At 76.6% G+C, this 8662-nt stretch carries 8 protein-coding genes; 2 read left to right on the forward strand and 6 right to left on the reverse strand.

The genetic code is table 11. From position 1 onward, the window contains the following. Positions 1-251: 251 nt before the first annotated feature. Positions 252-1415 (reverse strand): ATP-binding protein, encoded by a 1164-nt coding sequence (locus G6556_RS14745; RefSeq protein WP_166942942.1) that lies wholly within the window; start codon positions 1413-1415, stop codon positions 252-254. Positions 1416-1489: 74 nt separating this feature from the next. Between G6556_RS14745 and G6556_RS14750 the strand changes: the two genes are divergently transcribed. Both G6556_RS14750 and G6556_RS14755 read left to right on the forward strand, forming a co-directional pair. Further along, positions 1490-2161 (forward strand): response regulator transcription factor, encoded by a 672-nt coding sequence (locus G6556_RS14750; protein WP_166942945.1) that lies wholly within the window; start codon positions 1490-1492, stop codon positions 2159-2161. Positions 2162-2250: 89 nt separating this feature from the next. Continuing rightward, entirely contained in the window at positions 2251-2622 is a 372-nt protein-coding gene (locus G6556_RS14755) for a nuclear transport factor 2 family protein (RefSeq protein ID WP_166942948.1), read from the forward strand. 138 nt (positions 2623-2760) lie between these two features. Here the strand turns inward: G6556_RS14755 and G6556_RS14760 are convergent, their stop codons facing one another. The 5 genes from G6556_RS14760 to G6556_RS14780 form a co-directional block, all read right to left on the reverse strand. Continuing rightward, positions 2761-2928 carry a hypothetical protein gene (locus G6556_RS14760; RefSeq protein WP_166942951.1) on the reverse strand — a complete coding sequence of 56 codons (168 nt, stop codon included), beginning with the start codon at positions 2926-2928 and terminating at the stop codon, positions 2761-2763. A 155-nt stretch (positions 2929-3083) separates the two neighbouring features. Continuing rightward, positions 3084-3620 (reverse strand): alpha/beta hydrolase, encoded by a 537-nt coding sequence (locus G6556_RS14765; protein ID WP_166942953.1) that lies wholly within the window; start codon positions 3618-3620, stop codon positions 3084-3086. Between the two features lie 5 nt (positions 3621-3625). Beyond that, on the reverse strand, positions 3626-4597 hold the full coding sequence (locus G6556_RS14770) for an acetylxylan esterase (protein ID WP_166942956.1): 972 nt from the start codon (positions 4595-4597) through the stop codon (positions 3626-3628). 37 nt (positions 4598-4634) lie between these two features. Beyond that, the gene (locus G6556_RS14775) at positions 4635-6221 is read right to left on the reverse strand and encodes a glycoside hydrolase family 43 protein (RefSeq protein ID WP_166942958.1); all 1587 of its coding nucleotides are present in this window, start codon (positions 6219-6221) and stop codon (positions 4635-4637) included. Then, complete coding sequence (locus G6556_RS14780) at positions 6218-8626, reverse strand: glycoside hydrolase family 3 N-terminal domain-containing protein (RefSeq protein ID WP_166942961.1); 2409 nt, start codon at positions 8624-8626, stop codon at positions 6218-6220. The genes G6556_RS14775 and G6556_RS14780 overlap by 4 nt, the downstream gene beginning before the upstream one ends. Positions 8627-8662 lie beyond the last annotated feature (36 nt).

The raw sequence follows: 8662 nt of genomic DNA on the forward strand, positions 1-8662 counted from the left end.
CACTCCTGGGCTGGCGCGGCTCGGCGGGTCCGGCGCGGCCCGCGGAGCCGGAGGGCGGGGGCGCTGGTCCGCGTCGTCGGAGCAGGGGGTCCCGGCGGTCGCGGCTCGCGCACACTAGGGCCGCCGCGCACCCCCCGGGGATGCGCTTCCTGGGTGGCAGCACCCGTGTGACTGCACGTCAACACCGACTTTGCAACATTTAGCAGGACGAATCGGACATAACGGGTGGGTGAAAAACCGAACCCCGCAGGTCAGAGCGTCGACGCCCGCAGCGATTCCACCGGAAGGTGCGCCACCACCTGGGTGCCGTCGCCGGGCACGGAGGTGACCCGCAGGTCCCCGCCGACCAGCCGCAGCCGGTCCGCCAGCCGCGCGGTCCCGGACGCCGGGCCCGCGTCCTCGCCGAAGCCGCGGCCGTCGTCGGACACCCGCACCTCCAGCGCGCCGCCGACCAGCGACACCCGGACGTCGACGACCTCGGCCTGGCCGTGGCGCAGCGCGTTGCTGATCGCCTCCTCGACCACCCGGACGGCCAGCAGCCGCTCGCTGCGGGTGAGCCGCGGGTCCGCGGGGTCGTCGACCACCCGGACCTCGTCGGACACGCCCAGCCGGGTGTTCACGGTGCGCGGGATGCGGCCGAGGAGCGCGCGGATCGCCGGGACCATGCCGACCTCGAGCTGCTCGGGGTACAGCATCCGGCTGGTGGTGCGGACGTCCGCCTCGCGCACGGTCTCGATCTGCTCGCGCACCTCGCGCAGCAGCGCGATGTCCTCCGGGGCGAGCGGGCGCCGGTCCCCCGCGGCCCCGAGCTCGGCGAGCAGCCCGTCCAGCCGTGCGACGACCAGCACCAGCCGCTGCTGCATGCTGCCGTGCAGGCCCTCCGCCACCTCGCGGCGGACCCGCACCTCCTCGTGCTGCAGGGCCGCGAGCGCGAGCTCGATCTGCAGCCGGCTCTGCGCCGCCTCGGCGACCTCGGTGCGCAGCCGGCGCTGCGACAGCATCGCCGCCAGCCCCATGGTCGCCGCGACCCACGCGACGACGGCGCCGCTGCTGAGCTCGGCGACGATCACCGAGTCCGCCGGGTCCACGTAGACGTCGAGCAGCAGCTGGAAGGCGAACCGCACCCCGGACGCCGTGACGCCGGCGCTGAGCACGCCCACGACGAGGGCCAGCGGGCCGCGCTGCGGCAGGGACACCCCGGTGGCCGCCAGGATCAGCAGCATCGACGCCACCGCGGTGAGGTTCGCCAGGATCCGGTCGGTCACCGGGACGACCCCGCCCTGGTTGCCGTAGACCCAGGCGGTCTGCACGGCCGCACCGATGGCGAACGCGGTCATCACGGTGCCCGCGGCGGCCAGCAGGACGCGCCGGTCGGCACGGACCGCGGCGGCGTCCCGCGTCGCTCCCGTGGGCATCCGACCCCGTCCTCCCCGCACGTCGTCCGCGTGCCGCCGCCCGCTCGCCGGGTCGGGACACCATACTGTCGGCGATGTCCGATCCCGCAGCCCGGACGACCCGCGTGGTGGTCGTCGAGGACCAGCCCCTGTTCCGGTCGATGCTCGAGCTCACCCTGGGGGCGGCCGACGACGTGCGCGTCGTCGCCTCCGTGGGCACCGTCAAGGAGGGCGCCGCCGCGCTGCGGCCGGGTGCCGCCGACGTCGCCGTGCTCGACATCGACCTGCCCGACGGCAACGGGATCGCGCTCGGCGTGACGCTGCGCCGGCACCAGCCCGACCTCGGGATCCTGCTGCTGTCCGCGCACGACGCGATGGACCTGCTGCTCGACCTGCCGCCGGACGTGGCCGCCGGCTGGTCGTACCTGTCGAAGACCTCGTCGACCGACGCCGCCACGCTGGTCACGGCCGTCCGGGCCGCCGCCGAGGGGCGGACGACGCTCGACCCCGCGCTGCTCGACCGGGTGGCGCCGCGCGCCGGGTCGGCGGTGTCGCGGCTCACCGACCGGCAGTACGCCGTGCTGCGGCTGCTGGCGCAGGGCCTGTCGAACGCCGGCATCGGCGAGACGCTGCGGATCACCGAGAAGTCGGTGCAGAACCACATCAACGGCATCTACGCGACGCTCGGCATCGACGCCGACCCGTCGCGCAACCCCCGGGTCACGGCCGCGCTCCGGCTGCTGGAGGAGACCGGCCCGGTCGCCTGACGCCCCGCCGGCTCCCCCGGCACCCCCTCGACGCGGCGTCGCGCCGGGGCGCACGATGGTCGCGGCCGCACCGACCACGAGGGGGACGCATGGACCGCGCGGACGTCATGGGCTGGGTCGCCGCCTACGAGCGGGCGTGGCGGGAGGACGACCCCGGGTCGCTCGGCACGCTGTTCACGCAGGACGTGCGCTACCTGCGCTCCCCCTACGAGCCGGCGCTGGCGGGGCTCGACGCGGTGCGGGACTTCTGGTCGGACCCGACGCCGTTCACGATGGACGCCGAGGTGGTCGCCGTCGAGGGGCGCGACGCCGTCGTGCGCGCGGAGGTGCGGTACGGCGGCGACGAGCCGCAGGAGTACCGGGACCTGTGGGTGCTGCGGTTCGCCGGCGACGGACGGGTCGAGCACTTCGAGGAGTGGGCCTACTGGCCGGGCAAGAGCTTCTCCGCGAGCGCCGGCTGACCCGGCGGTCGGGATCGGTGGCATCCGATCGGGTGAGGCGGTTGGCCGTCGCGGCCGGACCTGGCTAGAGTGGGCCTCGCCCTCGGTCGCCTGCCCCCTGCGCGGCCGAGGGCTTCTTCATGCCCGCGACCGGGTGGCTCAGCGCTCGCGCCACTCCATCGCGCCGCACAGCGTGCACCGGGCGACGACCATCCCGAACCGCACCGGGCTCGTGTCGAGGTGCCAGCCGGGGCGGGTGCACGACGGCGCGTGCTCGGCGGGGTCCAGCGGGTGCAGCGGGCGGCGCGCGGTCAGCGTGGCGGTCATGGTGGTCCTCCAGTCGGTGTTGCCCGCCATGTTCGACCGCCGGGGCGCGGATCTGAGCGGTCCCGGCCGCGTGTCCGGGTGCTGGCACCCGCCCCGGGCGCAACCGCCATCGGCCGGACACCGCGCGGTCACCCCCGGGCCGCTCGCCGGACAGGTCACAGCACGAGGCGCTCCAGCAGCGGGAACTCCGGGTACGGCTGGTGCCAGTCCCCGAAGTGCCCGTCGTCCCGGACGACGAGCGTGCCGCCGAGCCGGTCCAGCAGCTCGCGGCCCTGGGTGGCGTCGCAGCCGTACGGGTCGACGACCGAGTTCACGTAGACCAGGTCCCCCGCGTGCGCGCGGATCCGGTCCCAGTCGTAGGCGTCCTGCAGCACCGGCTCGTCGGCGTCGTTCGGCCGCCGCCAGTACCCGGCGACCAGCACCGCCTGCGCGACGGGCGCGTCCAGGTGCTCCAGCAGGGCCAGCAGCAGCGCGGCGCCCCCCGAGTGGCCGACCAGGACCGTGTCGGCGTCGAACCGGTGCGCGGCCAGCACGCGCGGCAGGAACGTCGCGACCGGCTCGACGTTGACCTCCGGGTACGCCGGCCGCTCGACGGCGTACCCGCGGGCCGCCAGGCGCCCGGCCAGCCAGGGGTACCACACGTTGCCGGGGCTCCCGCCGGTGCCGTGGAACACGATCGCGCGCGTGGGCATGGCGCTCAGTGTGGCCCGGCGCCCAGCTCCCGCGCCACGAACTCGACGGCCTCGCGGTCCTGCTCCGGGCCGCCGCCCTCGTGCCCGTTGTACCGCCAGACGCGCAGCTCCTTGGGGCCGCCCCAGGCGCGGTGCACGGCCACGACGGTGGACGGCGGCACCACCACGTCCATCAGCGCGACGGTGAACCGGGCCGGTGCCCGCCCGCGCCGCGCGAGGCCGACGCCGTCGACGTAGGACAGCGTGCGCAGCACCCGCTCCTCGGCGTCCCGGTGCACGGCCAGGTACTCGACGACCTCCGCGTACGGCTTGCTGTCGGTGATCCCGACGGCCCGGGCGACGTCGCACAGGAACGGCACGTCCGCGACGACGGCCGACACGTCCGCGAGCGCCCCGGCGGCGATCGCCATCGCCCCGCCCTGGCTGCCGCCGACCACGGCCACCCGGTCCGGGTCGACCCCGGGCAGCGCGCGGGCGGCGTCGACCGCCCGCGCGGCGTCGGTCAGCAGCCGCCGGTAGTAGTACGTCTCCGGGTCCTCGATCCCCCGCGTCATCACCCCGGGGGCCTGCGGTCCGGTGCCGTGCGGGTCCGGGGTGTGGCCGCGGCTCCAGCCGGAGCCCTGGCCGCGGGTGTCCATCTGCAGGTGCGCGAAACCGGCGGACGCCCACAGCAGGTTCTCCGTGGGCGCGCCGCGGCCGCCGCCGTACCCGACGTACTGCACGACCACGGGCAACGGCCCCGTGACCCCGGCGGGCCGGCGGTACCAGGCGCGCACGGGGTCGCCGCCGAAGCCGGGGAACGTCACGTCCCACACGTCGATCGTGGTCAGCGGGGTCGGCTCCGCGACGAGCACCGGCGCGGCGTCGTGCCGGCGGCTGTCCGCGAGGGTGCGGGCCCAGAAGGCGTCGAGGTCGGCGGGCTCGACGAGCGCGCTCGCGTGCTCCCAGAGCGCGGGCTCGGGCAGGTCCTGGAACACGGTTCTCCTGTCGGTGGTCCGGGTGCGTCAGCGCACGTCACGGCACGGGCGAGTAGACCACGGACCGGACGTGCGCGACGGTCGTGGTCGGCCGGCCCGCGCTGGTGGCGAGCACGCCGGCCCACAGCCCGAGGAACCCGCCGGTCGCGACGCTGTCGAGGGTGCGGGCGTCCGCGGTGGCCACGAGCACCGGGGCGTCGTCGCCCGACGCCGCCAGCAGCCGCAGGTCCGGCCCGAGGGCCTCGAGCACCAGCGTGAGGTCGGCGCCGGGCGCCTGCCCGAGCGCGGCCTCGCCGAGCAGCGTCTCGCCGGCGCCGGCGCGCACGTGCAGCGCGCGGGCGGTGCGGGCGTCGCCGGGCCCGCGCGTCACCGCCAGCCGCACGTGGTCGCGCTCGGACTGCCGGATCGCCAACGCCACCTCCTCGCCCTCGGCGAGGTCGGCCGCCACCCGGACCACCAGGTCGGCCTGCGGGTGCTCGAGCCGCAGCCCGAGGAAGGCCGGCACGTCGAGGTCGGCGAGGGTCGCGGGCCGCAGCGGCAGGTCCCAGCCATCACCGGCGGGCGTCGCCACGTCCTCGGGCAGCGCCCGCACGCCGGTCCACCGCAGGTCGCCGGGCGGGACGGGTCCGGACTGCCGGCCGGACACCACCCGGTCGCCGGGCCAGCCCGGGACCGTCGGGACGTCCACCACGGGCGGGATCCGGCCGACGCCGGGCGCGAGCACCGGCCAGCCGTCCTCCCAGGCCACGGGCACCAGGAACGTCTCCCGGCCGAGCGGGTAGTGGTACCCGCCGGAGGTGCGCATGGCGAGCAGCACGGCCCACCAGGTGCCGTCGGGGGCCTCGACCAGGTCGGCGTGCCCCGCGGCGACCACGTCCACGCCGCGGCCGAGGTGCCGGTGGGTGAGCACCGGGTTCGCCGGGTTGCCGCGGTACGGGCCCTCGATCGCGGCGGCGCGCGCGACGCAGACCGCGTGGTGCACCTCGGTCCCGCCCTCGGCGGCGACCAGCAGGTACTCCCCGTCGACCCGGTACAGGTGCGGGCCCTCGGCCCAGACCGCGCCGCGGACCGCCCCGGTCCAGACGACCCGCTCGGGGCCGACCAGCGTGCGGGTGGCGGTGTCGAGCTCGCGGAGCCACACCTCGGTCTGGCCCGGCCACTCCGGCTGCCGCGCGGGCCGGGTGGCGAGCACCCACGCCCGGCCGTCGTCGTCGAAGAACAGCGACGGGTCGATGCCGTCGCCGCCGAGCCAGGTCGGCTCGGACCACGGGCCGGCCGGGTCGGCCGCGGTCACCAGGAAGTGCCCGAGGCCGGGCCGGCGCTCCTCCGCCGAGGCGCCGTCGGCACGCTGGTCCACCAGCGTGCAGACGACCCAGAACAGCCCGTCGTGGTGCCGGATCGTCGGCGCGTACAGGCCGCTGGACGACGGCAGCCCGGACAGGTCGAGCTGCCGCCGCACGGCGTGCCCGACGGGCTCCCAGTGCGCGAGGTCGCGGCTGCGGAACACCGGCAGGCCGGGCAGGTACTCGAAGGTCGACGTCACCAGGTAGTAGTCGTCGCCCACCCGGCACACCGTCGGGTCCGGGTGGCAGCCCGGCAGGACCGGGTTGGCGACCGTCGTCACGGGGCGGTGACCTTCACCTCGACGACCCGGGCGTCCGCGGCGGTCACCTCGTGCACGCCGCCGGTCACGGTGAGCACCCGGCGCTCCGTGGCGGTGCCGGCGACCTCGCGCTCCGCGCGGGCGCGGGCCATCCGGATCGCGCCGTTGGTGCCGGCGACCTCGGCGGAGCGGGGCGCCGCCTCGGCGTGCGACGCGACCCAGACGTGCACGTCGCCGGGCTCGACCACGCGGGTCAACCGGCGGTCGGCGAACGCGAGTCGCGTCGTCGGCACCCGGAACGTCACGCGCCGCGACTCCCCCGGCTCCAGGTCGACCCGGGCGTAGCCCAGCAGCTCGACCACCGGCCGGGTCACGGTCGCGACGACGTCGTGTCCGTACAGCTGCACGGTCTCGGTGCCCGCGACCGCGCCGACGTTGGTCACGGTGACCGCGGCCTCGAACGAGCCCGCCGAGTCGACGGACGGGTCCACCGCGAGGTCGCCGTACGCGAACTCGGTGTAGCCCAGCCCGAAGCCGAACGGGCGCACCGGGGTGGGGTCGGTCGACGTGACGTCCGACGGCCCGCCGAGCACCGGGTGCAGGTACCGGTACGGCTGGGTGCCCGCCGAGCGCGGCAGCGACACCGGCAGCCGGCCGGACGGGTTGACCGCGCCGGTGAGCACGTCGGCGATCGCGTCGCCGCCGCCCTCGCCCGGGAAGAACGCCTGCAGCACCGCGGCCGGGCGCGGGCCCTCGCCGTCGAGCGCCCAGCCGATGGCGTACGGGCGGCCGGTGAGCAGCACCAGGACGACCGGGGTGCCGGTCGCGACCAGCGCCTCGACCAGCTGCCGCTGCACCCCCGGGAGCTCGAGGGAGTCGGCGTCGTTGCCCTCGCCGACCGTGCCGCGGCCGAACAGCCCGGCCTGGTCGCCGACCACGACGACGGCGACGTCCGCGCCGGCGGCCGCCTCGACGGCGGCCGCGAAGCCGGAGGTGTCGTCGCCCTCGACGGTGCAGCCCTCGGCGTGCACGACCTCGGGGGCGTCCGCCGCGCCGTCGCCCGCGAGCGCCGCCGCCAGCGCCTCGCGCACGCTGCGGATCTCGAAGCCGAGCGGCAGCCCGGGGTGGTGCGCCAGCACGTGGTTGGCGAACGAGTAGCAGCCCATCAGGGCCTCGGGGCGGTCGGCGTTCGGGCCGACGACCGCGACCCGGCGCGCCCGGCCGGCCGCGCCCGCGGGCGCCAGCGGCAGCACGCCGTCGTTCGCCAGCAGCACGACCGACTCCTGCGCCAGCCGGCGGGCGAGCGCGCGCTGCCGCGGCGAGTCGAGGTCGACCTCGGCCGGCGGCTCGTCGGCGAACGCGTCCGGCTCCAGCAGGCCGAGCTCCTCCTTCTGCGCGAGCACGCGGAGCACCGCGCGGTCGACCAGGCGCTCGTCGGTCAGCCCGGCGCGCAACCGCTCCGTCAGCGGCGCCAGGTAGGCGTCGCCGGTCGGCAGCTCGACGTCGATGCCGGCCTCCAGGGCCTGCGCCGCCGCCTCGCCGCGGTCGGCCGCGACCCGGTGCATGACCTCGAGGAACGCGACCGCGAAGTAGTCGGCGACCACGACGCCGTCGAAGCCCCACTGCTCGCGGAGCACGCCGGTGAGGTGCTCGGTGCTCGCCGCCATCGGGACGCCGTCCACGTCGACGTAGGCGTTCATCACCGAGCGGGCGCCGCCGTCGCGGACCGCCATCTCGAACGGGGGCAGGTACACGTCGAGCAGCTCGCGCGGACCCGCGCTCACCGGAGCGTGGTTCCGGCCGGCGGCGGACGCGGAGTAGCCCGCGAAGTGCTTGAGCGTGGCGTGCACGCCCGCCTCCTGCAGGCCGCGGACGTACGCGGTGCCGATCGTGCCGACCAGGTACGGGTCCTCGCCGATGCACTCGTCGACGCGGCCCCAGCGCGGGTCGCCCACGACGTCGAGCACCGGGGCCAGGCCCTGGTGGATCCCCAGCTCGCGCATCGAGTCGCCGATCGCGCGGGCCGCCTCCTGCACGAGCTCGGGGTCGAAGGACGCGCCCCAGGCGAGCGGCGTCGGGTACGTCGCGGCCTGCCAGGCGGCCAGGCCGGTCAGGCACTCCTCGTGCACCAGCGCGGGGATGCCCAGCCGGGTCTCCCGCTTGAGGCGGCGCTGCTCGGCCCAGAGCCACGCGGCGCGCTCCACCGGGTCCACCGGACGGGTGCCGTACACCCGGGTGTAGTGGCCGAGGCCGTGCCGGGTGATCTCGGGCAGCTGCCCGGAGTCCTGCTGGCCCGCGGCCATCTCGGACTGCATCGGGGCGACCGTGCCGTTCTGGTCGAGCCAGTAGCCGACCAGCTGGGCCAGCTTCTCCTCGAGCGTCATCCGGGCGTGCAGGTCGCGGACCCGGTCGGAGACGACGGGCATCGCGCGCACGGGCGCGGCGGGCGCGCGATGCCCGTC

It is taken from the genome of Cellulomonas sp. IC4_254 (genome assembly GCF_011603975.1).
GTDB lineage: Bacteria > Actinomycetota > Actinomycetes > Actinomycetales > Cellulomonadaceae > Cellulomonas.

Bases quoted from the DNA above. Each gene is read 5' to 3' on its own strand.
- G6556_RS14745 (WP_166942942.1), bottom strand. From the start codon at position 1,415: ATGCCCACGGGAGCGACGCGGGACGCCGCCGCGGTCCGTGCCGACCGG.
- G6556_RS14750 (WP_166942945.1), top strand. From the start codon at position 1,490: ATGTCCGATCCCGCAGCCCGGACGACCCGCGTGGTGGTCGTCGAGGAC.
- G6556_RS14765 (WP_166942953.1), bottom strand. From the start codon at position 3,620: ATGCCCACGCGCGCGATCGTGTTCCACGGCACCGGCGGGAGCCCCGGC.
- G6556_RS14780 (WP_166942961.1), bottom strand. From the start codon at position 8,626: ATGCCCGTCGTCTCCGACCGGGTCCGCGACCTGCACGCCCGGATGACG.
- G6556_RS14755 (WP_166942948.1), top strand. From the start codon at position 2,251: ATGGACCGCGCGGACGTCATGGGCTGGGTCGCCGCCTACGAGCGGGCG.
- G6556_RS14760 (WP_166942951.1), bottom strand. From the start codon at position 2,928: ATGACCGCCACGCTGACCGCGCGCCGCCCGCTGCACCCGCTGGACCCC.